This window comes from Sphingobacterium sp. NPDC055431, assembly GCF_053644255.1.
The window spans coordinates 1-25,454 of the sequence record NZ_JBSHLH010000002.1; the positions used below are offsets into that span (position 1 = coordinate 1).

Consider the following 25,454-nt stretch of genomic DNA (forward strand, 5'->3'; position numbering starts at 1 on the left):
GCCGAGTGGTACTAATAGCCCGAAGCTTTCCAATGCGGATAGACCTGTTGTCCTCTCTCTTTTTCTGATCTTTTCTTCCAATAACATGTCAATGTACCTTCCCCTAGATGGGGGCATGTACAAAAAGGTATTCAGGTGCCTATATCGGCGGTGTCCACCTCTTCCCATTCCGAACAGAGAAGTTAAGCCCGCCAGAGCCGATGGTATTGCCGTAACAGGTGGGAGAGTAGGTCGGTGCCTAATTTTATACGGGAGCCCGCTGTCAACAGACAGCGGGCTTTCTGTTTTTAGGGGGTAATTGGTAATAAGGTATGCCGGTAGGGAGGCGGATCCGTTCCGTCGCCATATTATCCATCCTGCTCCTGGAATATCCTCCCATCCCATTAATCCTGGTCCGTTCCCAGTTCTTGGTCCATCCTCTCATCCATTTAATCCTGGTTCAAATCCAACCCGTCCTTTCCATCCCTCCCTTTTCAGAACAATATCAAATAACATATAGTTAAAATCGAATTAGTTCATTTGAAATATTATTCGCATTTTTATTCTAGTATAATTTTAACCAAATGTGAATTGTGAAATAGAAAAAAGCTTATTTAAGCTCTAGTGCCAGTTAACTTTATTAAAATCTTACTTAAACCTGCGTATTAATGGGATCTTGTTTTCCGGGATTGGGAACCAAACCGGTTATTCGCTATTCCAATCAATCTATATTTATCATCGAGAATGAAAAGAACATTTAATTTATTTTTTCTCCTTCCATTAATGTTGGGGTTCCCCAATTTTAATGAGAACTCAGAACTACCTCAAACTAAAAACAATTTCACTAATCAGTACGGTATTCGAATGGGACAGGATACTTTAAAAACCATGTCTGGTGCTCCATCCGATCTGATCATGACCGAATTTACCGGTCCAGATCTTACACCTTCGCCTGCCTGCCTAGCAGTTGCCCCTACTGGAGAAGTCTATGTAGGTGTGGATATGATCGGATCTCTGGGTAAGGATATGGGCAAAGGCTTTATCCGTCGATTTGTGGACTCGGATAATAACGGCAGCATGGACAAGCATACAGATTTCGCCCGCGTGGATAACCCGAGGGGAATCTTTGTCCTAGGTGATCAAGTATTTGTCCTGCACACGACATTTGATTCCAAATCGGGGATTGCAACAGGTATGGACCTTGTTGTGTTTGAAGACAAGGATAAAGATGGTGTTGCAGATGGAGACCCTAAGGTATTGATCAATGGCTTAAGTAATGCCAAGTATATTCAAGAACGTGGTACGGACCATGCAACAAATGGGATTAGAATGGGAATCGATGGCTGGATCTATATCGCAGTTGGAGATTTTGGATTCCATAATGCTACGGGTGCAGATGGCAAGAAATTGACCAATCTGGGCGGTGGTGTTTTGAGGGTTCGTCCTGATGGTACCGAAATGGAACTATATACACATGGTCTGCGCAATATTTATGATGTTGCAATCGATCCATTTATGAATATCTTCACCAGGGATAATACCAATGATGGTGGGGGCTGGGATATCCGTTTTTCCCATCAGATCCAATCGGGTGAATATGGTTATCCTTTATTGTTCCAAAACTTTACAGAAGAGATCATTCCGGCATTGGCCATGTTGGGTGGTGGTTCAGGAACAGGATCCTTATACATGGATGAGGATACTTGGCCAGAAAAATATAATAAGGTGCCAATGATGGCAGATTGGGGAAGGAACTTCCTTTATATGCATCATGTGACGCCGGATGGCCCTAGCTTTAAACAGAAAGAAGAAGAATTCATCAAGTTGCCACAGATAACGGATGTGGATGTAGATGGTTCAGGTAGATTATACCTATCTGCATGGGATGGTGCGGGCTATTCAGGTAATCCTGATAAAGGTTATATCGTTCGTGTTGTACCTCAGGGTTGGACTTACAAAGCCTTTCCAGAAATCAAGAATGCTTCGGTAGCTGATTTGAAGGAACTGTTGAAGTCTGGAAGTTCTACGATTAGGTTATATGCTTCCCAAGAATTGGTAGCAAGAGCATCTGAGGAAGCTGCTACTGCTGCTTTGGAGACTGCTCAAGACAAGAATTTACCATTGAGCAGTCGAGTGGCTGGTATTTATACTTATGCACAGGTAGCTAAAGGGAAAGGGGTTACAGCCTTGTTAGACCTTGCTAAGGAAGCAACAGTTAGGGAATTTGCTTTCCGTGCCTTGACAGACCGTCTGTCTACAGTGGACCAAGTGCCTACAGATCCTTTTGTTGAAGGGTTGAAAGATCCATCGGTTAGGGTTCAGGCCGTTTCTGCTGTTTCATTAGGTAGATTGGGTCGACCAGAAGTGGCCAATTCATTGCTACAAGTGGCTGTACCAGCATCGTTCATTGCTCCTGCAAAAGGAAAGGAAGGTCCTCATGATGTTCCTAACTCAGCAATTATTCTCCCTCATTTGGCCGTAAAAGCATTGGTTCGCTTGAATGCCGTAAATCCTGCCGTAGGATTTTTGAGCACAGAGAGTCCTGATCTGGCCTTATGGGCATTGCGTTATATGCATGATCCAAGAGCGGTAGAAGGATTGATCGCTGCCTATGGAAAAACAAAGGATCAAAAATTAAAGGATAAAATCCTGATTACCCTTGCCAGGTTGTATAAAAAAGAAGCGGATTATGATGCTTCTTGGTGGTGGGGAACCCGTCCAGATTCGCATGGTCCTTATTATAAAGCCGTTGATTGGGCATCATCACCGGTTATCGAAAAATTCCTGGTTGCTGAGGGAGCAAAAAGCAGTAGTTCCAAAAAACAGTATTTTGCTGACCTAAATGAAAAATTCAGGATGGAGATTGCTGCATTTGATATTGTAGAACCTAAGGTAATTGCTGAAAAACAGCCTACAGAGAAGAAAGTTGACCTAGAGAAAATCAAGAACCAAAAAGGACAGGTAGGTAAAACTTCTATCGAAGAGGTAATGATAGCACTACGTAAAGTAAAGGGAGATCCTACGAAAGGTAAAGCTTTGTTTAACAAACAAGGTTGCCATGCTTGTCACAGTGTCAATAAAGGCGAGGCTATGAAGGGACCATTTATGGGACAGATCGGTGGTATTATGAACCGTGAGCAGATTGCCGAATCGATCTTGAGACCTAATGCATCAATATCCCAAGGATTCTCCACTGTCTTGGTAACGACTAAGGACAAGAAGAATTTCATGGGTTTTGTGACCCAGGAGACAGCAAGTAAGCTTGTACTGAGAGATATTGCCGGGAATGTGAATACCATCAACAAAACCAATGTGGCAAGTAGAAAAGAAATGCCGAATTCTATGATGCCGGCCGGTTTGGCAAATTCATTGACTTTGGAAGAGTTTGCATCGCTGGTATCTTTCTTAGAAAAACAGAAATAAAAGCTTAATTAATAACAAAATAAAAGCCATGTCAAAGGACATGGCTTTTATTTTTTTGAAGGGTCTTAATCTTCTTCTTCGTCATAAAATTCCATCAATGATGAAATATAGGGATCATCCCATCCATCAACGATATCATCATAGGCCTCGTCAGGTATGTTGCTTTGCCTTACTTCTAATGAGGTACCCTTTTTATGTTCATGGAGTTTCAAGGTCACGATGGAAGGTTCTTCCTGCTCTCCGAAATACCATTCCTGGACAATTTTGCTGAACGGTTCCAATTCCAGGAACTTTCCTTGAATGGCTCCATCCCACATGGAGAATTCTCCATTGGGCACTGGGTCGATTTCTACAAGGTCGCCAGTCCATAATCTGATGGTTATTTCAGTCGTCAATGCTCTGTAAAGTTCCTCAGGTGTAGCAGGTATGATATAATATTTTTTAAATTCTTTCATTCTAAATATTAAAGGAAAAAAATAATTCCTGTAAATTTACATAGATTTATTAGCATAATATGAGTAATATTCTCCCGAATTCCTTAATAAAAAGATTAGGTATAAATCCATTTTTTGACGAAGACGCCTTTAAAGCCGCACATGAAAGCGGGGAAAAACTCACCTCCATACGCTTAAATCCTAAAAAACCCACAGAATTAGACTTTGAACTTGCCGACCGGATCCCCTGGTGTGAAAATGGGTATTATCTGAATGAACGTCCAAAATTTACCTTGGACCCCTTATTTCATGCGGGCTGTTATTATGTGCAGGAAGCATCATCTATGTTTGTCAGTCATATCTTGAAGGAACTAAAACTTCGGGAAAGGGACATCAAGGCCTTAGATCTATGTGCTGCACCAGGAGGGAAATCTACATTGATCAATGATCAGATCAGTCCCAATAGCTTATTGGTAGCAAATGAAATCATAAAGAGTAGATCCGTCATCCTACAGGAAAACCTGATGCGTTGGGGGTTCCCAAATGTTGTGGTGACCAATAACGATCCTTCAGCTTTCAGAAGGTTGCCAGGGTTCTTCGACCTAATGCTGGTGGATGCCCCTTGTTCGGGTTCAGGCATGTTTCGAAAAGATGAAGATAGTATTGATGAATGGTCAGAAGCGAATGTAAAGCTCTGCAGGGAGAGGCAACAAAGGATTTTATCTGAAGTTGTATCTTGTTTGAGCAGCAATGGCTATTTACTGTATTCTACCTGTTCTTATTCTTCTGAGGAAAATGAAGATATTTTGGATTGGCTGATCGAAGAATATAACCTTGCTAGCATAGAAGTTCCAGTTGATCCTGATTGGGGAATAGAACTGACCAAATCTGAAAAACAAAAGGCTACAGGCTATCGTTTTTATCCGCATAAAACTAAGGGAGAAGGATTTTTCATTGGCATCCTGCAAGTAAAGCATATCCAGCCTACATTCTCGACCAAGAAGATGAAAATGGAGAAATCTCCAGTTCCTAAAGATTGCCTAGTTGGATGGATTGAAAATGACAAGGACTTTTCCACATTAATGCACAATGAAAATGTCCACATTTTTCCGAAAGACTTGGAAGCCAGTATAAAGGCTTTACAACAGGTCCTTTACCTCAAAAATGCAGGAACAATGGTAGGAAAGTGGATAGGAAAGGAGCTTGTTCCATCCCATGATCTGGCATTGAGTGTTTTTAGAGATAAAAATCTGTCTTCAGTGGAGCTCTCTTTATCAGATGCTCAGGATTTCCTAAGAAAGGAACAGTTGGACATTGAATTGTTCAATGGGGTGAAAAAAGGCTGGTGCTTGATTAATTATGAGGGTGTTTCTTTAGGCTGGGTAAAGGTTTTGGGAAATCGTATCAATAATTACTACCCAAGGGAAGTTAGGATAGCAAATCTATAACTTATAGATTTTGATGGGCTAAAATCAAAGCGCAAATATCCTTTGCCACTTCCTCCTTGCTTTTTAGATCAAATGAAAGGATCTCTTCTTTTTTATTGATGACCGTGATTTTATTGGTGTCGTGTGCAAAACCGGCACCCTTATCCTGCATGGAATTGAGTACGATAAAATCTAGGTTTTTTCTCTTCAGCTTGCCAATTGCATTTTCCAGCTCATTGTTGGTCTCAAGTGCAAATCCAACCAGCGTCTGCTTTTCTGTCTTTTTTGCTCCAAGGCTAGCTAGGATATCCGTTGTTTTTTTAAGGGATATGCTGAAGTCTTCGGCTTTTTTCTTGATTTTCTGATCGGCAACTTCGGTAGGGGTATAGTCCGCAACGGCTGCGCTCATGACCGTGATGTCGGCTTGATCAAAGTATTTGCTGCATGCATCAAACATCTCTGCTGCAGACTGAATATTGACCCTTTTTACGCCCTCTGGCGTGCTCAAAGCTGTTGGACCACTGACTAGGGTCACTTCAGCGCCAAGGCTGCTGAGTTCCTTCGCAATGGCATAACCCATCTTTCCGCTGGAATGATTGCCAATGAAACGAACTGGATCGATAGCTTCATAGGTTGGTCCTGCTGAAACCAGGGCTTTCTTTCCAGAAAGCGGTTTATCGGATTCGAAATAGTCTTGGATGAACTGGAAGATATCTTCCGGTTCTGCCAGTCTACCTTCACCTACCAGTCCGCTGGCCAGATCTCCTTTTCCCGGAGGGATGATTACATTTCCGTAGGATTGGAGCAGATGGATGTTGTTTTTGACAGATGGGTGTATCCACATGTCCAAATCCATTGCCGGAGCTAAGAAAACCTTGCTTTTTGCAGAAAGATAGACTGCTTGAAGAAGATTGTCGCAGATACCTTGGGCACATTTTGCTAAAGTATTTGCAGTAGCTGGAGCAATTAAAATGAGGTCTGCCGATTCGGCAATATGGACATGGTTATTCCATTCCCCTGTTTTTTGGTCGTAATATTCAACGAAAACGGGGTTATTGGAAAGGGTAGAAAGAGTAAGTGGAGTAATGAATTGAGTAGCTTCCTGGGTCATGATAACCTGAACGGAGGCTTCTGCTTTTCTCAGTAATCTTACCAATGTTGCAATCTTATAAGCGGCGATGCTGCCGCTTATACCAATTACAATATGTTTGTCTCTTAAAGACATGGTAAATAGCTTACTCTTGTTCTTTAGATGGGTTTCTGAAATATACTTTCTCGTGTAAAAACTCGTCGATAGCTACTAAAGTTGGTTTTGGCAATCTTTCGTAGTGCTTAGAGATTTCAATTTGCTCACGGTTTTCAAACACTTCCTCTAAATTATCATTGCTGCTTGCAAACTCTGACAATTTTTGGTTTAACTCCTCTTTCATATCTACAGCGATTTGATTAGCACGCTTGCTGATAACAACGATAGATTCGTAAAGGTTATCAGTAGTTTGGTCTAACTCTCTTAAATCGCGAGTTACTGTTGAATTTGGAACGGTATTTTTATTCTGATTCATATATAAATAAAAATGGATGTACTAAAGATTATTGTTGATTGTTATTCTCGGTCTCGATTGGAACACCATTTGGTGTTGCAATACCTAAGTCTTCTTCACGTTGTTTCCTCATTTTTTCGTCATTAGCCATGATCTTCAGGGCAGAGGCAATCTTTCTGTCCGCACTTCCGCGAAGGCCGTTCAACTCATTGTTGTACTTGCTCTCAGGGTAATGCTCCATAAAGCTGTCGTAATAATCAATCATCTGATTGAACCTTTCCTCTTGACGGTGAGGGTAGGAGTTATCGGCAAAAAGATATTGTGATTTTACCAATAGATATTCGATATCTTCTGCGTGCTTGGTGTCTGGATATATTTTTAATACATTTTCCAATGCGATCACAGCTGCACGGTAATCATCTGGCAATCCCATATTGAAATACAATTTGGCATTGTCAAAAGCTTTCTTCTCTAATTTGTCACGAAGGTTTTGGATCAAATCACCAGCCTCTTTTGCTCGTTCCGACTCAGGGTACAGGTTCACAAAGAGTTGAAGTTGGTCAATCGCCTTACGTGTATTGTCTTGATCTAAATTTGATCGTGGAGAATCTAAATAATAACAGTATGCAGACATAAACCGACATTCCTCAGCTCTAGGGCTGTTTGGATAATTATCTGCAAAGTTTTTAAAGTGAAATCTTGCTGAGATATAATCTTTAAGACGATAGGCAGCAAAAGCAGTGTAATAGTTTAGATCTTCAGCATCAGCCGTGCCACGGTATTTGGCCAACAGATCTTGAAATAAGGTCAAAGCTTTAGAGTACTTCTCTTTTTCGTAGTACTTTACAGCTTCTTGATACTTCATTTGTACGTTATTGCTTGCGCGTAGTTTTTCGAATTTACTCTTACAACTACCCAAGCCCAATAAAAGAAACAAGCCGACAATTAGGCTAAATACATGATTCTTTAAAAACATCCCACAAAGATACGTGAATTAATACTAATTTTCAATTATTTAATGATACGCGAAAATACTTGATTTCAATAAGGTAATTCTTGGATGAACCTGGTTTTAACAATCTTTAACTTAAAGTGTCTCATTTTGCTGAGATTGAAGGTCTTGAGGCTAATATTAGGGTTTTTTGTTAAGTCAAATGAATGTTGAATTAGCATCGGGCATGTCACAAATAATTAAAATAATAACTATATTTACGTTTAATATATTTTATCAGGATTTAAAATGACCTTATTTGAAAGAGTAGAGCAAGCATTGGATTCCATCAGACCTTATTTACAGACTGATGGGGGTAACGTTTCTATTGAAGAAATTACGCCAGACAACGTTGTGAAGCTTAAATTGTTGGGGACTTGCGCAAATTGTTCAATGAGTATCATGACTTTTAAAGCAGGTTTAGAACAAGCGATTAAAAAGGCCGTTCCGGAGATTGTTGCTGTGGAAGCAATCAATATCACGGATATGGATGATCCCAATGCGATAAACCCCAACCAATTGTAATAAAAATATTAGATGCTGTTAACACTATTTAACAGCGTCTTACGTATGATTTTCCCTAGTTTTGTTGCTACATGAAATTCCTACAGAAATATATCTTGCTTGCTGTACTATTGGCAGTTGGTTTGAGCCTCCAAGCTCAGAACAATAAAATAGTACAGGTCTCTGGGTATATTTTAGCGGAGGAGACGGATATTGCCGTTCCTTATGTGACCATTCGAAATGAAAGTTATGGGAATGAGACATATTCAGCCAACCACGAAGGTTACTTCTCCTTTGTCGGACATACCGGTGACGAGATTGTCTTTTCTTCTATTGGTTACCGCTCCGTGAGGATTACCATTCCAAATGTCGATGGTGATAAATATACCGTTAAGATCGAATTGACGCCCACCGTAGAGGAATTACCGATGGTTACTGTTGGTCCTCCATTGCCATGGGCAAGTATTGAAGAGTTCAATATGGAATTCTTGGCCTTGAATATTGGTAGTGATGATGTAATGACTGCAAAAAGGAACCTTTCTCCTCAAGCTTTGGCATCTCTTTCTAAGATTGTTCCTAGGAGTGCTGAAGAAATCCAAACGTTTAATAACTTTCAGCGACATATCAATATGTCGAATAAAGCCATCAACCAAAATATGGCAAACCCACTGTTGAATCCTTTTGCTTGGGGTTCATTGATCAACCAGATCAGGCGTGGAGATTTTAGTAGACAGCGACTGAAGTATTAATTGGACTCTAGCGCTCCGCGCTTATTGATGCCTCTGATGTTTAACCTGGAGGCCATATAAGAAACCAAAGTGGAAACCGCCATTACCGTAATAAAGATCAGCACTAAATCCATATAACGAATGTCTACAGGGTAGGCGTCGAACAATGAGCCTTCGCTGGTTGTGACAAATCCGAAATGATTTTGCAATAAACAGAAAACCAATCCTAAGAAAGCGCCCGTGACACTTCCGATCAACGCAATGAGGATGCCTTGGTAATAAAAGATGTTTTGGATGAGGTTGTTGCTGGCCCCTAAACTATTCAAAACCACCATATCCTGTTTCTTGTCGATCACCAACATGGTCAGGGAACCAATAATATTAAATATAGCAATGATTCCGATGATCGTCACGATAAAGAAAACGATCCATTTTTCTGATCGTACGGTTTTGTAAAGGGTAGGGTTCTGCTGTTCCCTGTTCTTTACCTGAAAATCCTTGCCTAATAAAGCTTGAATTTCCTTTTGTAAGCTTGTAGAATTGTCGTTTTTCCCATAGAGTTCAATTGCTGAGATGCCTTCATGCTCATTGAGTAAATCTTTTGCAAAATCTATGGGTACAATGATTAAATCTTCGAAGCCGGGTTGATAGCCCAGAATGGCATTTGGCTTTATTACGCGTGTCCTGATATCTTCCAATGGGTTGATATTGTTTGGAGATGCTTTTTTGTCAGGAATATTGAGGAATATCTGATTTTCGTCTCCTTGCAGCGGAACTTGTAAGTTTGCCTGGACCGTGGTGCCAAGAATAGCGTAATTCGTGCTGTCTTCCTTGACTTCTAACCTGCCTTCCAATAACATGTCTTCATTGGCGATTTGATGTAGGCTATTGGGTTCAATGCCCTTTAATCGCCCAATAAATTGCTGTTGGTTAAATTCAGCAAGGACCTTGTCTTCTAATACCTCGCTATATGAAGTGATTTCTGGTAATGCGCGAAGATTTTTAAAGGCTTCGCTATTGGTGGAAAACACCTTGCCTGAGGATGGTTCAATCCTATATTCTGGCGAAAAAGTGCTGTACTGGGAAAGAATAAAGCGTTCCAATCCATTGTAAAAGGATAAAACTATCACCAAAGCAGCTGTGCTCACCAATACCCCGATCATACTGATCGATGAAATGATATTGATCGCATTTACTGACTTTTTTGAAAAAAGATATCGTTTCGCAAAGAATATTGGGAGCTTCATTGTTCTAGGCTCTGATAAATGGATTAGTCTTTTTTTCTTCTCCAACAGTGGTAGTCGGTCCATGACCAGGATATACTACTGTTTCTTCAGGGAGTGTGTATATTTTGGTAGCAATACTGTTCAACAATTGCTGATGGTTGCCACCTGGAAGATCTGTGCGACCGATACTGCTCTTGAACAGGACATCGCCGCCTATCAAGAAGTTATGTTCTTTACTGTATAAACAAAGATGGGCAGGTGAATGACCAGGCGCTAAGATCAGGGATAATTCTTCATCGCCTATCTTTATGTTATCATCTTCTGTTAAGAATGTCTCAGGAATGGGCGATGGCTCATATCGGATACCCATTTGAGGAGCATAGTTTTGTACCTGTATCACTAAGGGTAATTCGCCCTCATGGAACTGTGGAATTAAATCATAGGTCTCAGATACAAATTTGTTGCCCAACACATGGTCGATATGACCGTGGGTATTGATAAGATGGATTGGTTTTAGACCATTGTTTTCAATATATTCTTTCAGATGGTTTTCTTCTTGATAATTGTGCATTCCAGGATCTATAATGATGCAGTTTTTGTTTTCATCATAGATTAGATAGGTGTTTTCCTGGTATGGATTGAATACAAATGTCTTGATATGTAGCATGTCCAAAAATAGGAAATATTTCTAAGCAATTGGGTTTTTCCTATTGATTCCAGATTTCCCAGTTTTTTTCTGCTTGCAGAACCAACATTTCATAACCATTTTTAATAGCTGCCCCTCTTTCTTTTCCTTTTTTTAGGAATAAGGTTTCTTCAGGGTTGTAAATAAGGTCATATAATAAATGTTCACTGCTGATTGCATGGTATGGCAAGGCTGGACACTCCTCGGTTTTTGGGAATGTTCCTAATGGTGTGCAATTTATTAATAATGGCGTGTTTTGGATTAATTCTTCCGTTAGGTCTTCATAGGAAAGGTTATCCTCTGTCTTAGCCCGACTAACGATCTTAAAGTCTATGCCAAGCTTTTTTAAGGAGTATGCAACCGCCTTTGTTGCTCCTCCATTTCCAAATATTAATGCTTTGCTATGGTTGGGTTTCAATAATGGCTCCAATGACTTTTCGAATCCATATGCATCTGTATTGAATCCTTTCAATTTAACACCATCTGTTTCATGTCGGATTTGTATACAATTCACAGCGGCGATTTCCTTAGCTTCTTCTGAAAGTTCCGTTAAATATTGCATCACATCCTGTTTATAAGGAATAGTTACATTGACTCCGTAAAATTCAGGGTTATTCAGATAAAGGCTCGGAAATTCTTCGATTGTTGAAAGAGGGTATAAATCATAATCAATATTCTTTATACCCTCGTTTCTAAATTTTTCTAAATAATATTTTTTGGAAAATGAATGGCCAAGGGGATAGCCAATTAATCCTAATTGTTTCATCTTCCTTCTGTATATTTTTTAATTATGTCTACAATAACTTGATTTCCCTGTAATTGAGGCAAGTACTCAAATAATATATAATGCTTCTCTGGGTCTACATTTAAGGCAAGTTCCAAGAAACTCAAAGCCTCTGTATATTTCCCTGCTGCAAACATATAGGCAACCATGCGGTAATAAAGTGTAGCTTCATCAGGGTTACATTTGATGGCTTCTGAAATTACTTCAATAGCCTCTTCAAGTCTTGTTTGCTCAAATAAAAGCGATGAATAGTCCAACCATGCCTCAGCATCGGTTGGGTTTAATTCAACAACTTTTGAATAAGCTTCAATTGACTGATCAAATTGTTTCAATTTATATCGGGCATCCGCAATCGCAAACCAATAATCTGGATTTTCATCGTCGATTTCTAGAGCTTTTTTGTAAAAATGAAGGGATTCAAAATATCTTTCTTCAAAATCTAAAGTTACTCCAATGCCAAACCAAGCATCACTTTGATTGCTATCAAGCTTTACAGCTTTTTTATAGTACTGCCTAGCTTCATCCATCAATTCCAACTTTTCATAGCATTCCCCAATAGCACAATAAGTATCTGCATTAGGAGTTTCATGCTCGAATGTTTGTTTATAGACTTCAATTGCTTCTGAATAGCGATCTAAGTTTACCAGGGCATTCCCTTTATTGAAATAAGCAGATGAGAAATTCTCATTGATCAAGATAGCATAGTCATAAGCGTCAATTGCAGCTCCAAAATCACCCAATTTATGGTAAGCATTTCCTAAATTATACCATGCAGCATATGAATATGGGTCTGTATCGATGTATTGGTTATAGAATTGTATACTTTCTTGCTGTTGTTCCAATACATCATAGCAAAATGCTATTTCGTAAAGTGCATCTTGATTATCTTTATTTGCTTGAAGGGATTTCTTCAGATATGATATTGCCTTTTCGTAAGAGCCCTGCATCTGATATAAACCAGCAATCTGGTAATATACCTCATCTTTAGCATCACTTAATTTTAATGCCTTAAAAAAGTTTTCTTCTGCTAGAGCATGTTCCTGGAGGGCAGATAGGATTGTACCCTTGATTAAATAGATATCACCTTCCGAAGGTTCTAATAATTCAGCCTTGTTTAAAGCCTCCAATGCAGGCTCATACTGTAAAGTTGATGCCAATAGCTGAGCTTTTTTAATCAAGAACAAGGTTTCGAATGGGTGTTGGGCAGATGCAAATTCTATTACTTGTAAAGCCTTTATTGGATCATTGTTAGTAATGTAATAGTCAATAATGCTTTCAAAAGCTTTTGCGTCAAAAAAGTACTGGTCTTCATTTCGAAGCATTTCCTCATAACGATCCACCGAAAATTTTTGTTCTTCCGGGGTTCCAAATTCAAAATCTTCTTCCATTATTCTCCTCTTTAAATTTTATTCGTACTCTCCAATTCCTAAATGAAAATACTATTTTTTGAACATCAGAATATGTAATTGTTTTCAACATATTCACATTTTAGACTGGGCTAGTCTGCAAAAGTAAAGTTAATAAAGTAATTACAATGTAATTACTTGTGTAAAACAACAAAAAAGCCAGCTGTTTCAGCTGGCTTTTATTATTTCAAATTGTTATTTCTAACAATTATTTTTTGATCTCAACACGACGGTTTTGAACACGACCTTCTTCAGTATCGTTTGAAGCAACTGGGTTAGCTTCACCGTATCCTGTAGCGTTGATGCTTGATGCAGATACTCCAGCGTTAACTAAGTATTGTTTTACTGCATTTGCACGGTCTTTTGATAAGTTCATGTTGTAAGCTTCTGTACCTTCCGCAGATGCATAACCATCTAATGAAACAGAACCATTGCTATCTTTCAATTCTTTAGCTAATTTATCTAAAGTAGAGTAAGATTCAGTTTTCAATACTGAGCTATCAAATTCGAATTGAATTGGAGCGAAGTATCCTGAAGTAGTTCCGTCAGTTAATTGCTGAGGCTCAGGGAATTTGATTGGACATCCTGATCCGTCAACTACTGTACCTGCAGGAGTTCCTGGACATTTGTCAAATTTATCAGATACACCGTCACCATCAGAGTCTTTGCTTAATTGATCAACAGTACCTTCTAAAGTAGATACGCGTTGTTTCAATGCTTCAACTTCGTTACGTAATGAAGGGTCTTTCAACTCATCATATAATGTAGCAACTGGGTTAGTGAATGTTAAGCTTTCTTTATCACGAGAACCTAAAGTGAACTCTAAACCACCATATACGTTAGAGAATTTTTGTTTTCCGTCGTAACGAACTGGTCCGTATAATAAGTTATCATCAGTGAAGTTCATTGTGTAACCTAAGTTCAAGGCAACAACTTCAGATAATTTAAATTTAACACCAACACCAACTGGGATAAATCCAGTTAAACGGTTGTCACGGTCTCCAGTAGCCTCACGGTCACCAAAGATTTCTTGACCCCATTTACCTTCGTTGTTGTAAACTTCATTACCTGTGAAATCGTTGTTAGCAAATTGAACTGGGTTGTGAGCCATAACACCTAAACCAACTTTAGCGTAGAAGTTAACAGCATTTTCTCTTCTCATGAAGTCGATAGTACCTAATTGGAATACACCATTTAAGCTAGCTGCCCAGTTAACTGAAGTCTCAGCAGATCTTGCACCTAAGTTATTCTCCGGAGTAGTAACTAAGTCATGGTTGAAAGTTTTGATACGACCACGGTTACCCTCTAATTCTAAACCGAATAAGTGAGAGAATTGTTTACGGATAGTTAAACCATAGTATTCGCCAACTTTGTTTTGGAAATATCCAACGCGTTGTCCGAAACCGTTTTGGCCACCGATGATAGTGTTAGGAGTAGTGATACCACCTTGAACACCGATTGACCAAGTTCTGTATTGTGATCTACCACCAAATACAGTTGGGGTTTGTGCTTGTGCAGTTTCAGCGAAACCTAAAGCGGCTACTAAAGAAGCTGCAACAGCTGTTTTTTTAATTGTAGAATAGTTCATACTCTTTTTTTTAAGGTTATTAAAATTTTTAATTGTTTCTAGTTGTAAAATCAATTTAACATAACTTAACAATAACGGTGCCAAAAAATGTTAAATTACAAAAAGCTCAATTTTAATGATATATAGAGGTCCTTTTGCCGCGTAAAAATACTTATTAACATTAAATAACACAAATTTTTTATCAAAACTTTATTAATTAACGATAAATACCTGCATAATATCGCATGTCTGTATGATAATTACTACAGGATATAATGAATTATTGCTAGGGTTAACCCCCCTAACAATGCACTTACAGGGATAGTTAACACCCAGGCCCATAATAAACTTATTGTTACGCCCCAACGGACGGCTGAAACTCTTTTCACTAAACCCACCCCTATAATTGAACCGGTGATGGTATGCGTTGTTGATACGGGGATACCGAAATGTTCGGTAATGCCCAAAGTTATTGCGCCTGCTGTTTCTGCACTTACTCCTTCTAATGGAGTAACCTTTGTTATTTTAGTGCCCATGGTCTTTACGATTTTCCACCCTCCGCTCATCGTTCCTGCTGCAATTGCAAAATAACAGGCCAGTGGTACCCATTCAGGCATTTCTTCAAAACTTCCAATTACCCCTTGTGCAATCAAGGCTGTTGCAATAATCCCCATTACCTTTTGGGCGTCGTTTCCGCCATGGGCAAAGCTCAGTCCTGCTGATGAAACCAACTGGAGGATTTTGAACCATTTCTCGGCTACTGCAGGTCTTGCTTTTTTACAGATGTTGATAATTATTAAGGTAATGATAATGGAGATGGTCATACCAACCAATGGTGCCAGGACAATAAATGATACAATTTTTAATGTTGCGCTCAAATTAATGGCTTCCATGGGATTTGCTCCTAAGAATAAGGCATATGCCATTCCCGATCCCGCAAATCCCCCAATCAATGTGTGGCTTGAGCTTGAGGGGATTCCGTAATACCAGGTGAAAAGGTTCCATGCAATTGCTGCCACTAGGCCAGAAAAGATAACCTCGAGTGTGATGTATTCTTCTATGACCGTTTTTGCAATGGTGTTAGCTACCTTATGGTCGGTAAAAACGAAATAAGCAACGAAGTTAAATAATGCAGCCCATAATACTGCCATAAATGGAGTCAGTACCTTGGTCGATACGATGGTCGCAATGGAATTTGCCGCATCATGGAATCCATTGATGTAGTCAAACGCAATGGCCAGAACGATTACGACAATTAATAATGTGGTTATTCCCATAATTTAATATTGTTGTCAATTCTTATTTAAAACACTAAGCGTTCTTTACAAGAATACTTTCTAATACATTGGCAACATCCTCACATTTATCGGTTGCATCTTCCATCGCTGATAAAACTTCTTTGTTCTTGATTAGGTTGATTGCATCTTTTTCATACTCAAACAACTCAGCAACTGCTTTGTCAAAAATATAGTCCGCTTTATTTTCGACACTGTTTATTCGCACACAAGAATCAGTAATATTTCTGATGTTTTTTAAATCTTTGAGCTCAAATAATGCCTTTGCAACATGTTCGGTTGCCTCAAGGATCAGGCTGGAGATTTCCTTCATGGCCTCGCTGGGCTCAGTAACCTTGTAGAGTTCCATTCTATTGGAAGCTCCATGGATAAAATCAGCAACATCATCCAATGAACTAGCCAATGCATGGATATCCTCCCTGTCAAACGGAGTGATAAAATTCTTGCCCAACTCTAAATGGATTTGATGTGTAAGATTATCTCCCTTGTGCTCTAGATCTTCCAATAATTTGGCGTTGTCGGTTCTACGCTGGAGATCTGAGGTATGAACGCTTTCTTTTAGAAGCTTAGCCATGTCAATTAAATTTGATCCGGCTTGTTCAAATAATGGGAAAAATTTCTTGTCCTTCGGGACGAAGTATTGAAAAATGCTGTTTAAAGACATAACTCGTATTTTAAGTAGCGCAAAATTATGCACTTAATGTTAAGTTAATGTTAAGTTTTGATAAATCGCTTAAATTAAGCTTTCTCAAGGGTAAATGAAAAGGTAGTACCTATACCTTCCGTACTTCGAACATGCACATTTTGCTGATGCGCCTCAATGATGTGCTTAACGATTGCGAGACCTAATCCTGACCCACCAATATCCCGAGATCTACTTTTATCCGTCCTGAAAAATCGCTCAAATACTCTCGGTAGATTTTTTTCCTCGATGCCTTGGCCATTATCCGTAATTTCTATCAGTACCTGGTCTATTAATAAGTGAACCTTGATATTTGTTTTACCACCCTTGGATCCATATTTAATAGAATTATCGATTAAGTTGATTAAAACTTGTTGAATTTTCTTTCTATCAGCCTTTACATTGATAGGATTATTGCCTTTAGGATTAAAAACAAGGGTTATATTATTATCTTTGGCTTTATATTCCAAATCATCGATAGTCTCTTTTATAAGGGCAATGAGGTCAAATTTTTCTTTTGCAACTGAGATCTCGCCAGATTCCAGTTTTGCTATTTCATCCAGGTCATGGATCAGATAGCTCAAGCGATCTAAATTTCGAGAGGCTTTATTCAGAAAATTAACTGCCATTTCTGGATTGTCCTCAATCATACCGTCTTGAAGGGTCTCAATATATCCCTGAATCGCAAATAATGGGGTTTTGAATTCATGGGAAATATTAGAAAGAAATTCTTTTCGAAATTTTTCTTGAGCTTTTAATTGGTTAATCTCTATGGTTTTTTGTTTGGCCCAGTCCCTTACTTCTTTTTCTGCATCTCCAATCGGATCTTCAGATTTATGGTCCCCTAAAGCGTCTTTCAGTTCTTTGCCCAACTTCAGGTTGTGGATCAGTTTATATACAGATTTTATTCTTTCGTATACAAATTTTTGAAAAACATAGTTTAATAAGCTGAATGAAAGGACAAAACTCAGGATCAGGATAAAGGTGAAAGTAGGTAAGTCCCTCTCATAATAGTAGTTCATTCCTGATAGTGTCAAGGAAAAAACAAAACTAATGACAAGGATTAGGGTGCGAAAATTCATATTTACCTAATTAAAGGTGATCTCTCATTGTTTGAGATTAAAAACGGGCAATAATTGATTTACCTCCCGTAACCTTATCCCCAATGTTTACATTGATTTTTGAATCCAATGGCAAAAACAAATCCACCCTTGATCCAAACTTAATAAATCCAAATTCTTCACCTTGTTTCACCTCTTGGCCTTCTTTCACATACCAAACGATCCTTCTAGCCATTGCTCCAGCTATTTGACGGAACAATACTTCAACTCCAGATTCGGTCTTTACAACTACGGTTGTTCTTTCATTATCAGTAGAGGATTTTGGATGCCATGCTACCAAGAATTTCCCAGGATGATATTTGAAAAAGGATACAATTCCAGATACAGGATTTCGATTGACGTGGACATTGATAGGAGACATAAAAATCGATACTTGAATTCTACGGTCCTTCAAATACTCAGTTTCTTCTGTTTCTTCAATCACTACAACCTTACCATCAGCAGGACATAGTACAATCCCATCATCGATTGTTATGGTTTTGTTTGGACTCCTAAAAAATTGGACAATCGTAATCAACAGAAATGCAGAAACAATATATATGATCCATTTCACAACACTACCGGCATCATAATAATGCGCAATGGCATTTATTATAAAAATAAATAATACTACTAATGCTAAACTGGTATAGCCTTCCTTGTGAAATTTCATAAATAAATATTTGTGCAAATATAATTATTCTCTATTAATGTCCTATTGTTCATTCTTTCTAGCAATGTTCAAGCTATGGAATTGTATCTTTCCAGATTCGTCCGATGATACTTTTCCCTTTACAGTAATCTCATCCTGAATGTATTCCCCATTTACAAACGAGGGAATATATCGCTCTACGGAATTTAATACCAACTTAAATGGTCTGCTTATCTCCTCAGGAACATCATCTATGATCTCTAGTTTTGATGGGTTTCCATCCTTGCTTACCTGAACTTTATATTCGAAATTATCCTCAATAGGTGCTCTCAATTCAAAAGAATGAAAAGGTTGGGTGAGATAATCAGTTAAATAGCTGTTATAACCTGCGATTTCATCGTAATTACAGCCCTTGGAAATGAATTTTTCTGCCCTAAAGAAATTTTCAACCGGTAGAACGCTGAAAATAGGAGATGAATACTCAGTTTCATTGATTATATCATATCCGGATTTGAAAACCCCTCTATAGTAGACTTCCTCAGCAACTAAATCAGCTAATTTGTCCGCTGTATAATAAATTTGCCAAATTCCGTCTGGCACACCGTCTTTTAATTTTCCTTTATGCTTTACAAATGGATAGCCATAGGGATTATAGCCTTGGAAAGGTACATTGAAATCAAACCTGCCATTTCCTCCTTCTACAACCTTCCGACCCCGGGTATCATTGAACTCCATGATTTTCACATAGTCAGGAGAAAATTCTACAACCATCATTAATGCTCCATCCGGATAATAGTAGTTCCAATTGCCTTGGGGTCTATCATTCACAAATGTGGCTTCCCATTTAATAGATCGATTGGGGTGATAGGACTTGAAATAGCCAGATTTTTTCCCATCGACATAAGAACCTTCAAGTATCGGCCTGCCTTCGAGATCAAAATCGGTAAATGAACCGATATATTTACTGCTTGCAGGATCAAAACTCGCTACACGCTCAATGCTCTTAAATTCACAGTCTCTATCAACTAAATAATAATTGTTGTCAAAATAAAAACGGACGAGGTTTTCTCCAGATTTTTCAAAAAAAATAGGGCTTCGGTCCTGAGCGAAGCTGTCCAAGAAAATTACAATAAAGAATAAAAAACTACTCAGTATCTTCATTTTGTTTAATGTGCTTCTAACCAATTTCTTCCTTCACCAATCTCTATTTCAATTGGAACTTGCATCTCAATAGCGTTTTTCATCCTATTTTCGATGATGGATTTAAATTCATTGATTTCATGATTGGGAACATCGAATACAAGCTCATCATGTACCTGCATGATCATCTTGCCTTCCATTCCTCTTTCTGCAATATCTTTTTGGATATTTATCATGGCTATTTTAATCAGATCTGCTGCAGAACCCTGTATTGGAGCATTGATGGCATTTCGCTCTGCGAATCCTCTAACGGTCATATTTGCAGAATTGATATCCCTTAGATAACGCCTTCTTTTCAATATAGTTTCCACATATCCATTTTCCTTCGCAAATTCAATTACTTCGCCCATATATTTTCGAATACCTGTATATTGAGTGAAGTACTGGTCAATGATTTCTGCAGCTTCTTTGCGGCTGATTCCCAAATTTTGTGACAGACCAAATGCAGATTGTCCATAAATAATCCCAAAGTTTACAGCCTTGGCATTTCTCCTCATATCAGAATTAACTTCCTCCAATGACACCGAATAAACGCGAGCAGCAGTTGCCTTGTGAATGTCTAATCCTTGTTTAAAGGCCTCCAACATATTAACATCTTGACTTAATTCGGCCATGATCCTTAGCTCAATCTGAGAATAATCGGCAGATAGCAATGTCCAGTCTTCATTTCGGCTGATAAAGGCCTTTCTCACTTCCCTTCCTCTTTCCGTACGGATTGGGATATTCTGTAAGTTTGGATTTGTAGAACTCAACCTTCCAGTGGCTGCCACAGCCTGATTGTAGGAAGTATGTATTAATCCTGTATTGGGATTGATCAGATTTGGAAGGGCATCGACATAAGTGGATTTCAACTTCTGAAGCTGTCTAAAATCTAAAATATCCTGTACGATGTCAGATTTGTTTGCCAAAGCCAAAAGAACGTCTTCACCGGTTTTGTATTGACCTGTTTTTGTTTTTTTAGCTTTCGGATCTAGTTGAAGTTTGTCAAATAGAACTTCTCCAAGTTGTTTTGGAGAGGCGATATTAAAGGTAACACCTGCTTTTTCATAAATCTGTTGCTCCAATACCTTTACTTCTTTTTCTATTTCTTTTGAAAACTGCTTCAAGGTATCTACATCCACTTTTACTCCATTTCTTTCCACATCTGCCAACACTTTTAATAATGGAAATTCAACCTTTTGAGCTAACTCTATAGTGGAAGTTTCCTCAAGAAGAGGAGCGAGCTTGTTTTTTAATTGTAAGGTAATGTCAGCATCTTCAGAAGCATACTCTTTCACCAGCTCGACATCAACATCCCGCATATTTCCCTGATTTTTCCCTTTACCCCCGATTAAATCGGTAATAGAAACTGGAGTATAGTTTAAATAAGTCTCTGAAAGGTAATCCATGTTATGGCGAGTGTCAGGATCAATGAGGTAATGGGCAAGCATAGTGTCAAAAAACTCACCTTTAACATCAACATCATATCTGGATAGAAGAAGGATGTCATATTTTAGATTTTGACCAATTTTCTTAATGCCTTCATTTTCAAATATCTCTTTGAAAATATTCACTGTTTTTTGCGCTTCATCTTGATCTGCACTAACTGGTATATAATAACCTTCAAAAGCCTTGGTACTAAATGAAATTCCAACCAATTCCGCTTGTAGAGCATCCAAACCGGTTGTTTCCGTATCAAAACAGAAGGATTCCTCTTTGGCTAATTGCAGTGCAAGTTCCTTTTGTTTTTCTTCGCTGTCAACAAGTATATATTGGTGTGCAGTATTTTGAATGTTTGTAAAAACTGGGTTTTCGACAACTTCCGCAGGTTGATTGCTCTTTGATCCTTCTAAGTTTGCATCATTATGGACTGCAAAAAGATCCATTTGCCCAGCTTTTGGTGCCGAATTTTCAACCATGCTGAAATCCTCTCCAAAAACTCTTTTTCCTAAAGTCCGGAACTCCAATTCAACAAACAAAGGCTCTAACAGATCTTTATTAGGTTTCTCTAATTCCAATGCCTTTTCGTCCAATTCTACCGGAACATCAAGTAAAATGGTAGCAAGCTTTTTAGAAATCAATCCCTGTTCCGAAAAGTTTTCTACATTTTCTTTCAGTTTGCCTTTCAGTTTATCTGTGTTTTGGATCAGGCTTTCGATAGATCCAAATTCTTGGATTAATTTTTTAGCGGTTTTCTCTCCAATCCCCGGAATCCCTGGAATGTTGTCAACAGCATCACCCCATAACCCTAAAATATCGATGACTTCATGGACATTGTTTATTTCCCATTTCTCCAAAATTTCAGGAACACCTAAAGTTTCAGCGCCATTACCCATACGGGCAGGTTTATATATGAAAATATTGTCCGATACCAATTGGCCAAAATCCTTGTCAGGAGTCATGCAATAGACCTTAAAATCCTTCTTTTCACCCTTTTTCGCTAAAGTCCCAATGATGTCGTCGGCCTCATAACCATCCATGGTAATGATCGGGATATTGAACCCTTCGATCAAGCGATAAATATAAGGAATGGAAGCGGCAAGATCCTCGGGCATCTTTTCCCGTTGAGCCTTGTATGCCTCAAACTCTAAATGTCTATTGGTTGGTGCTGCAGTATCGAATACAACAGCAATATGACTAGGTTTCTGATTATTTAAAACATCGAGCAAGGTATTGGTGAAACCCATAATTGCCCCTGTGTTCAGTCCGTATGATGTAATGCGGGGTGTTTTACTTAGTGCGAAGTATGCACGGTAAATTAATGCCATCCCGTCTAAAAGAAATAACTTTTTCAAATTCTTCGTTTTTTTACCTGTATAACAAAGTTAACAAATTCAAATAGACGCAAAGATTAATTATTTTTTTCCATTTTTGCGGGAATTGCTTGTATTTTTAAATAACATGGAAAATTGATATGCGCGGACTTGTAACAAAATCTACCGGTAGTTGGTACCAAGTTTTGGATGATGATGGAAAAAGATATGAATGTCGGATAAAAGGAATATTCAGAACCCAAGGTATTAAAACAACTAACCCCATTGCTGTGGGGGATAGGGTGGAGTTTGAAATTGAACATGGCCAACAAAGCGCGGTTATCACTAAACTTGAACCGAGGAAAAACTATATCATTCGTAGATCAGTAAACCTTTCCAAGCAAACTCAAATTATTGGTGCAAATCTAGATCTAGCACTCTTGGTGGTTACTTTGGCCTCGCCACCTACATCTACTGGCTTCATCGATAGATTTCTGGTAACAGCTGAAGCTTATGGGATTCCAGCGGCACTTGTATTCAACAAATTGGACCTTTTTTCTGAAGAGGGCCTTGAGATCTTGGCAGAATACATGGCCATTTATGAAAACTTGGGTTACCCATGTTATACCGTATCCGCATTGGAAAAGGAAAATATAGAAGAACTGAATGAAGTTTTAAAAGACAAGATTACCCTCATTTCTGGTCACTCAGGCGTTGGAAAATCTACTTTGATCAATGCCATTATTCCAGGAGCCGATCTTAAAACCGGTAATATTTCCGACTGGTCAGATAAAGGAAAGCATACAACCACCTTCGCAGAGATGATCGATCTACCATTTGGAGGGAAGCTCATCGATACTCCGGGGATTCGAGAATTGGGGATCGTGGATATCGAACCCCAAGAACTTTCCCATTATTTCCCTGAAATGCGAAACCTCCTTAACCAATGTAAATTCCATAATTGTAGACATATCAATGAGCCGGGATGTGCTGTTTTGAACGCATTGGAAAATGGTGAAATTGAACCCTCACGCTACGATAGCTATCTGAGTATCTACAATAACGAAAACAACAGGAATTAATTCCTTCAAAATTTTCCCGAAGATTTGTAGTTATTTTGTTCTTTTTCAGTTAGTTGATTTAATTCTATTTAAATATTTTCTCCAGTAAATAAACATATTGGCTATATTGTTGTTAGGAAATAACACAAGCTGGGGATAAACCGTTTTTTTGAATTTTATGAAACCTATTTGGAAATGGATTATTGGGATTATAGCCGTCTTAATTTTGGCTATTTTGGGAATTGGCTGGTATTATAGCCGAAATTGGAAACCTATTGTAGAAGAAAAACTCAAGGAAACAGTTTCAAAAGCTACAAATGGTCTTTATTCATTGAAATATGATGATTTGGACCTCAATGTGGCTCTGGGAAATGTCACCTTAAAAAATGCAGAATTGATTCCTGATTCTGCTATCTATCGGAAAATGGTGCTCACTAAAGAGGCGCCTAATAGCCGCTATCATATCAAACTTTCAGCCTTAAAGGTCCGCAGATTCAATATCTGGGATGTAATCAAGAACAGGAAGCTGTATATCAAGGAAATCAATTTTGATTCCCCTGATATCCATATGATTTCCGAACGTCATGCCTATAATGATACCATTCAGCCGCAACAGTCAAAGACGCTATATGATAATATCAAAGATGTATTTAGTTCCATCAATGTTCGTGACATTCACATTGACAATGTAAAATTTAAGTTCTCCAAAATCGAAGAGGGCAAATCCAGCGATATCGTCTTGGATAGCATAGGCATCAAGGTGCATGATATTTTGGTGGATCAGGCCTCAATACATGATACGACCCGCCTTTTTTACACCAAGATGGTCGAGGTAGAAGTGCCAAAGTTTGAATATGAACTCTCCAACGGCATATACAAAGCCAAATTTGACCATTTGATCATGAATACTCAGGATCAAAACGTATTGTTGACCAAGGTTGAGTATGCTCCAAAAATGAGCAAGGCAGCATATTTTAAGACCAGAAATGAAAACATAACCATGGCGGTCATGAAGTTTGACACCCTTCGTTTCGAAAAATTGGACTTCAAGGAACTGATTGACAACCAGCAGACCATTGCGCAACATGTACAGATTAAAAACGGATCCGTTTCCTTATATAATGATAAGAGGTATCCTAAAAAGAGTATCTCCAAGATAGGGAAATCACCTCAGCAGCAATTAATGAAAGTTAAACAGCTCATTAGGATTGATACCGTATTTGTGGATAATGTTGACGTCCTTTATGGCGAACATTCTGCGAAATACAATAAAGAAGGTATAATTACCTTTAATCATGCCAAAGGAACATTGACCAATGTCACCAATGACAGTACATTTTTGGTGAAAAATAAATTTATGCGGGCGGATCTACAGGCAAGGATCATGAACGCCGGTCTGTTAAAAATCCAGTTTGGCTTTGACATGCTGAGCAAAGATGGCTATCATACCTATAAAGGTTCTTTAGGAAGGATGCAGGCTCCAGCTTTCAATAAAATCTTGACCCCTCTGCTAAATGCTGAAATAGCCTCAGGAAATATTAGAAGCATCAGTTTTAATTATCAGGCCAATGACCATAGAAACTGGGGGGAATTTAGATTCGACTATGACCACCTAAAATTGAACCTGATGAACGCAGTCGATCCAGGAATGAGTAAAACGAAAAAGGGGGTATTATCCTTTGTGGTCAACAACATCCTGATCAATGACAGTAATCCTGATGCCAATGAAAAATACCATATTGGCAAGGTAAATTATAAGCGTGTGCCGGAACATACTTTTTTCAAAACGTTATGGCAGAGCCTTCTGGACGGGATCAAACAATGTGCGGGAATCAGCAAAGAACGCGAGGCAAAACTGATGGGAGCCGCTGAAAAAGGTAAGGATGTCGTTGATGAAACCAAGGGCGTAGTCAAGCGTACAGGCAATTTCATCAAAGGGTTGTTCAAAAAGAAAGATAAAGAAAAAGAAGAAAAGAAAAATTAGTTTCACGTGAAAGCTTTTTTTAATGGGCCATTCATTAATGAAGATATTGCTAT

Annotated in this window: 21 protein-coding genes and 1 rRNA gene; 7 read left to right on the top strand and 15 right to left on the bottom strand. The window is 38.6% G+C overall.

The window, feature by feature from the left end; genetic code table 11:
• The first annotated feature begins 131 nt into the window (after positions 1 to 131).
• Together rrf and ACWIB3_RS02985 are read left to right on the top strand one after the other, a co-directional pair.
• Positions 132 to 243: ribosomal RNA gene (gene rrf, locus ACWIB3_RS02980) — 5S ribosomal RNA — on the top strand.
• A gap of 480 nt (positions 244 to 723) precedes the next feature.
• Positions 724 to 3,402 (top strand): DUF7133 domain-containing protein, encoded by a 2,679-nt coding sequence (locus ACWIB3_RS02985; protein ID WP_454290825.1) that lies wholly within the window; start codon positions 724 to 726, stop codon positions 3,400 to 3,402.
• A gap of 65 nt (positions 3,403 to 3,467) precedes the next feature.
• Here the strand turns inward: ACWIB3_RS02985 and ACWIB3_RS02990 are convergent, their stop codons facing one another.
• Positions 3,468 to 3,857 (bottom strand): SRPBCC domain-containing protein, encoded by a 390-nt coding sequence (locus ACWIB3_RS02990; protein WP_185213257.1) that lies wholly within the window; start codon positions 3,855 to 3,857, stop codon positions 3,468 to 3,470.
• A 59-nt stretch (positions 3,858 to 3,916) separates the two neighbouring features.
• On the opposite strand from ACWIB3_RS02990, the gene ACWIB3_RS02995 reads away from it, so the two are divergent.
• Positions 3,917 to 5,284, top strand: coding sequence for a methyltransferase RsmF C-terminal domain-like protein (locus ACWIB3_RS02995; protein ID WP_454290826.1), 1,368 nt, complete (start codon positions 3,917 to 3,919; stop codon positions 5,282 to 5,284).
• Position 5,285: 1 nt separating this feature from the next.
• On the opposite strand, the gene coaBC is transcribed toward ACWIB3_RS02995, so the two are convergent.
• Genes coaBC through ACWIB3_RS03010 form a run of 3 tightly spaced genes read right to left on the bottom strand, consistent with a single transcriptional unit; the run spans position 5,286 to position 7,780 of the window.
• Entirely contained in the window at positions 5,286 to 6,488 is a 1,203-nt protein-coding gene (coaBC, locus tag ACWIB3_RS03000; RefSeq protein WP_454290827.1) for a bifunctional phosphopantothenoylcysteine decarboxylase/phosphopantothenate--cysteine ligase CoaBC, read from the bottom strand.
• Between the two features lie 10 nt (positions 6,489 to 6,498).
• On the bottom strand, positions 6,499 to 6,825 hold the full coding sequence (locus ACWIB3_RS03005; RefSeq protein WP_094257467.1) for a DNA-directed RNA polymerase subunit omega: 327 nt from the start codon (positions 6,823 to 6,825) through the stop codon (positions 6,499 to 6,501).
• Positions 6,826 to 6,853: 28 nt separating this feature from the next.
• A complete protein-coding gene (locus tag ACWIB3_RS03010) occupies positions 6,854 to 7,780 on the bottom strand; it encodes an outer membrane protein assembly factor BamD (RefSeq protein WP_185213253.1) in 927 nt (308 codons plus the stop codon).
• Between the two features lie 264 nt (positions 7,781 to 8,044).
• On the opposite strand from ACWIB3_RS03010, the gene ACWIB3_RS03015 reads away from it, so the two are divergent.
• Positions 8,045 to 8,320, top strand: a complete 276-nt coding sequence (locus ACWIB3_RS03015; protein ID WP_093099647.1) for a NifU family protein — start codon at positions 8,045 to 8,047, stop codon at positions 8,318 to 8,320.
• Between the two features lie 71 nt (positions 8,321 to 8,391).
• Complete coding sequence (locus ACWIB3_RS03020; RefSeq protein ID WP_454290828.1) at positions 8,392 to 9,048, top strand: hypothetical protein; 657 nt, start codon at positions 8,392 to 8,394, stop codon at positions 9,046 to 9,048.
• Here the strand turns inward: ACWIB3_RS03020 and ACWIB3_RS03025 are convergent.
• The 11 genes from ACWIB3_RS03025 to polA all read right to left on the bottom strand — a co-directional run bounded on the left by ACWIB3_RS03025 (position 9,045) and on the right by polA (position 22,398).
• On the bottom strand, positions 9,045 to 10,274 hold the full coding sequence (locus ACWIB3_RS03025; protein ID WP_454290829.1) for an ABC transporter permease: 1,230 nt from the start codon (positions 10,272 to 10,274) through the stop codon (positions 9,045 to 9,047). The two genes, ACWIB3_RS03020 and ACWIB3_RS03025, sit on opposite strands and share 4 nt — an antisense overlap.
• A gap of 4 nt (positions 10,275 to 10,278) precedes the next feature.
• The gene (locus ACWIB3_RS03030; protein WP_185218436.1) at positions 10,279 to 10,920 is read right to left on the bottom strand and encodes an MBL fold metallo-hydrolase; all 642 of its coding nucleotides are present in this window, start codon (positions 10,918 to 10,920) and stop codon (positions 10,279 to 10,281) included.
• 40 nt (positions 10,921 to 10,960) lie between these two features.
• Positions 10,961 to 11,704: a shikimate dehydrogenase family protein gene (locus ACWIB3_RS03035; RefSeq protein ID WP_454290830.1), complete on the bottom strand. Its 744-nt coding sequence runs from the start codon at positions 11,702 to 11,704 to the stop codon at positions 10,961 to 10,963.
• Positions 11,701 to 13,110: a tetratricopeptide repeat protein gene (locus tag ACWIB3_RS03040; RefSeq protein WP_185218438.1), complete on the bottom strand. Its 1,410-nt coding sequence runs from the start codon at positions 13,108 to 13,110 to the stop codon at positions 11,701 to 11,703. Before ACWIB3_RS03040 ends, ACWIB3_RS03035 begins: the two co-directional genes overlap by 4 nt.
• Before the next feature lie 226 nt (positions 13,111 to 13,336).
• On the bottom strand, positions 13,337 to 14,716 hold the full coding sequence (locus ACWIB3_RS03045) for an OmpA family protein (RefSeq protein WP_313262067.1): 1,380 nt from the start codon (positions 14,714 to 14,716) through the stop codon (positions 13,337 to 13,339).
• Between the two features lie 242 nt (positions 14,717 to 14,958).
• Entirely contained in the window at positions 14,959 to 15,972 is a 1,014-nt protein-coding gene (locus ACWIB3_RS03050; protein ID WP_313262065.1) for an inorganic phosphate transporter, read from the bottom strand.
• A 34-nt stretch (positions 15,973 to 16,006) separates the two neighbouring features.
• On the bottom strand, positions 16,007 to 16,654 hold the full coding sequence (locus ACWIB3_RS03055) for a DUF47 domain-containing protein (protein WP_313514058.1): 648 nt from the start codon (positions 16,652 to 16,654) through the stop codon (positions 16,007 to 16,009).
• 74 nt (positions 16,655 to 16,728) lie between these two features.
• Positions 16,729 to 17,754: a sensor histidine kinase gene (locus ACWIB3_RS03060; protein WP_313262061.1), complete on the bottom strand. Its 1,026-nt coding sequence runs from the start codon at positions 17,752 to 17,754 to the stop codon at positions 16,729 to 16,731.
• A gap of 37 nt (positions 17,755 to 17,791) precedes the next feature.
• Complete coding sequence (locus ACWIB3_RS03065) at positions 17,792 to 18,445, bottom strand: phosphatidylserine decarboxylase family protein (protein ID WP_185213245.1); 654 nt, start codon at positions 18,443 to 18,445, stop codon at positions 17,792 to 17,794.
• Between the two features lie 42 nt (positions 18,446 to 18,487).
• Positions 18,488 to 19,585: a toxin-antitoxin system YwqK family antitoxin gene (locus ACWIB3_RS03070; protein ID WP_454290831.1), complete on the bottom strand. Its 1,098-nt coding sequence runs from the start codon at positions 19,583 to 19,585 to the stop codon at positions 18,488 to 18,490.
• A gap of 5 nt (positions 19,586 to 19,590) precedes the next feature.
• On the bottom strand, positions 19,591 to 22,398 hold the full coding sequence (gene polA, locus ACWIB3_RS03075) for a DNA polymerase I (RefSeq protein WP_313262056.1): 2,808 nt from the start codon (positions 22,396 to 22,398) through the stop codon (positions 19,591 to 19,593).
• A gap of 119 nt (positions 22,399 to 22,517) precedes the next feature.
• Here polA and rsgA point away from each other — a divergent pair, with 119 nt between their 5' ends.
• Together rsgA and ACWIB3_RS03085 are read left to right on the top strand one after the other, a co-directional pair.
• Positions 22,518 to 23,438 carry a ribosome small subunit-dependent GTPase A gene (rsgA, locus tag ACWIB3_RS03080; protein ID WP_313262054.1) on the top strand — a complete coding sequence of 307 codons (921 nt, stop codon included), beginning with the start codon at positions 22,518 to 22,520 and terminating at the stop codon, positions 23,436 to 23,438.
• Positions 23,439 to 23,595: 157 nt separating this feature from the next.
• Positions 23,596 to 25,401, top strand: coding sequence for a hypothetical protein (locus ACWIB3_RS03085; RefSeq protein ID WP_454290832.1), 1,806 nt, complete (start codon positions 23,596 to 23,598; stop codon positions 25,399 to 25,401).
• Positions 25,402 to 25,454 lie beyond the last annotated feature (53 nt).

What these genes read in the sequence shown, in the direction of transcription:
- ACWIB3_RS02985 (WP_454290825.1), top strand. Translation starts at nt 724, where the DNA reads ATGAAAAGAACATTTAATTTATTTTTTCTCCTTCCATTAATGTTGGGG.
- ACWIB3_RS02990 (WP_185213257.1), bottom strand. Translation starts at nt 3,857, where the DNA reads ATGAAAGAATTTAAAAAATATTATATCATACCTGCTACACCTGAGGAA.
- ACWIB3_RS02995 (WP_454290826.1), top strand. Translation starts at nt 3,917, where the DNA reads ATGAGTAATATTCTCCCGAATTCCTTAATAAAAAGATTAGGTATAAAT.
- coaBC (WP_454290827.1), bottom strand. Translation starts at nt 6,488, where the DNA reads ATGTCTTTAAGAGACAAACATATTGTAATTGGTATAAGCGGCAGCATC.
- ACWIB3_RS03005 (WP_094257467.1), bottom strand. Translation starts at nt 6,825, where the DNA reads ATGAATCAGAATAAAAATACCGTTCCAAATTCAACAGTAACTCGCGAT.
- ACWIB3_RS03010 (WP_185213253.1), bottom strand. Translation starts at nt 7,780, where the DNA reads ATGTTTTTAAAGAATCATGTATTTAGCCTAATTGTCGGCTTGTTTCTT.
- ACWIB3_RS03015 (WP_093099647.1), top strand. Translation starts at nt 8,045, where the DNA reads ATGACCTTATTTGAAAGAGTAGAGCAAGCATTGGATTCCATCAGACCT.
- ACWIB3_RS03020 (WP_454290828.1), top strand. Translation starts at nt 8,392, where the DNA reads ATGAAATTCCTACAGAAATATATCTTGCTTGCTGTACTATTGGCAGTT.
- ACWIB3_RS03025 (WP_454290829.1), bottom strand. Translation starts at nt 10,274, where the DNA reads ATGAAGCTCCCAATATTCTTTGCGAAACGATATCTTTTTTCAAAAAAG.
- ACWIB3_RS03030 (WP_185218436.1), bottom strand. Translation starts at nt 10,920, where the DNA reads ATGCTACATATCAAGACATTTGTATTCAATCCATACCAGGAAAACACC.
- ACWIB3_RS03035 (WP_454290830.1), bottom strand. Translation starts at nt 11,704, where the DNA reads ATGAAACAATTAGGATTAATTGGCTATCCCCTTGGCCATTCATTTTCC.
- ACWIB3_RS03040 (WP_185218438.1), bottom strand. Translation starts at nt 13,110, where the DNA reads ATGGAAGAAGATTTTGAATTTGGAACCCCGGAAGAACAAAAATTTTCG.
- ACWIB3_RS03045 (WP_313262067.1), bottom strand. Translation starts at nt 14,716, where the DNA reads ATGAACTATTCTACAATTAAAAAAACAGCTGTTGCAGCTTCTTTAGTA.
- ACWIB3_RS03050 (WP_313262065.1), bottom strand. Translation starts at nt 15,972, where the DNA reads ATGGGAATAACCACATTATTAATTGTCGTAATCGTTCTGGCCATTGCG.
- ACWIB3_RS03055 (WP_313514058.1), bottom strand. Translation starts at nt 16,654, where the DNA reads ATGTCTTTAAACAGCATTTTTCAATACTTCGTCCCGAAGGACAAGAAA.
- ACWIB3_RS03060 (WP_313262061.1), bottom strand. Translation starts at nt 17,754, where the DNA reads ATGAATTTTCGCACCCTAATCCTTGTCATTAGTTTTGTTTTTTCCTTG.
- ACWIB3_RS03065 (WP_185213245.1), bottom strand. Translation starts at nt 18,445, where the DNA reads ATGAAATTTCACAAGGAAGGCTATACCAGTTTAGCATTAGTAGTATTA.
- ACWIB3_RS03070 (WP_454290831.1), bottom strand. Translation starts at nt 19,585, where the DNA reads ATGAAGATACTGAGTAGTTTTTTATTCTTTATTGTAATTTTCTTGGAC.
- rsgA (WP_313262054.1), top strand. Translation starts at nt 22,518, where the DNA reads ATGCGCGGACTTGTAACAAAATCTACCGGTAGTTGGTACCAAGTTTTG.
- ACWIB3_RS03085 (WP_454290832.1), top strand. Translation starts at nt 23,596, where the DNA reads ATGAAACCTATTTGGAAATGGATTATTGGGATTATAGCCGTCTTAATT.